This window comes from Nonomuraea sp. 3N208 (assembly GCF_052245935.1).
Lineage (GTDB): Bacteria > Actinomycetota > Actinomycetes > Streptosporangiales > Streptosporangiaceae > Nonomuraea.
Genome location: NZ_JBQQBR010000156.1, coordinates 1 through 1284 on the forward strand (window position 1 = coordinate 1; position 1284 = coordinate 1284).

Below are 1284 nucleotides of genomic sequence, written 5' to 3' on the forward strand. Positions count from 1 at the left end.
TAGTATTACAACAGCATTTCGTTGTGTTGGAGCCAGCGTCGCCAGTAGTGACTGCTGCGGGCTCTGGTTTGGGAGGCGCGCCGGCGCTGGGACCAGGCCAGGGCGTGGGCGAGGGGGCGGGCGGTGAGGTAGATCAGGTGTGCCAGGAGACGACGGATTTCGGCGGGTGTGAGGCGGACCAGGCCGCTTGGGCTTTTGGGGCGCGCGCCGCGGTGGCCGCGAGGTAGGCGTGGGCGAGCATGGCCAAGGTGATGTGGCGGTACCAGGCCTGGTAGCGGCGTACCTGGTAGTGGTCCAGGCCGGTCTCGTTCTTGGCCGAGGCGAAGCACTCCTCGATCGCCCAGCGGGCTCCGGCGATGCGGACCAGTTCCTCAACGGGCGTGCCGACCGGCCCGTAGCACAGGTAGAAGGCCACCTCATCAGGGTCGGTGATACTGCGGCGGATCAGGATCCAGCGGGCAAAGCCCGGCTCGGCCTCCCAATGCAGCGTCCCGGCCGCCCAGTCATACAACCGTGGCCCCTTGGCGCCGTCGCCGGCCGAGATACGCTTCCACGCCTGCTCGGGGATGTCGGCCAGGAGGCTGTCGGCCCGCACGTTGCCGCCCAGCCCGAGCCCCACCGACTGGTTACGCGGCACCGCGACCACATAGCCGAGGCCGTGCTGCTCGACCATCCGGCGGAACTTCGAGTCCTGGCCGTAGGCCTCATCGGCCGTCACCCACCGGGCAGGCACCCCGGCCGCGAACGCGCGCGCCAGCATCACCCGGGCCAGGGCCGGCTTGGTGGCGAACTCCACCGTCGCCGGGATGCCGGCGCGTGCGCACCGATCAGCATCGGAGGTCCAGGACTTGGGCAGATACAACTCCCGGTCGATCAGTGCCCGCCCGCGCGCCGTGGCGTACGCCAGGAACACCCCGAGCTGGCAGTTCTCCACCCGTCCGGCCGTGCCGGAGTACTGGCGCTGCACACCGGCCGACTGATCGCCCTTCTTCAGGAAGCCGGTCTCGTCCACCACCAGCACGCCATCGGGCCCGCCGAGATGCTCCACCACGTAAGCGCGCAGGTCATCGCGGACGGCGCCGGCATCCCAGGTGTAGAAGTTCAGCAGCCGCTGCATGCCCTCTGGCCCGTCATCACCGGCGGCCTCGGCCAGCTGCCAGCTGTTCTTGCGCTCCACCGGCGCCAGCAACCCCAGCAGATACCCCCGCGCCCGCCTGCGCGGCTCCACCCGCCCGAACCGTCCCGCCACCCGCGCGAACAGCTCATCAAACCCTGCCAGCCAGG

1 protein-coding gene is annotated in these 1284 nt (G+C 70.0%); it reads right to left on the reverse strand.

Annotation, left to right across the window (positions count from 1 at the left end):
* Positions 1-133 precede the first annotated feature (133 nt).
* The coding region (locus tag ACTWPT_RS59980) for an IS701 family transposase (protein WP_443186475.1) at positions 134-1284 on the reverse strand (1151 nt) is incomplete at its 5' end.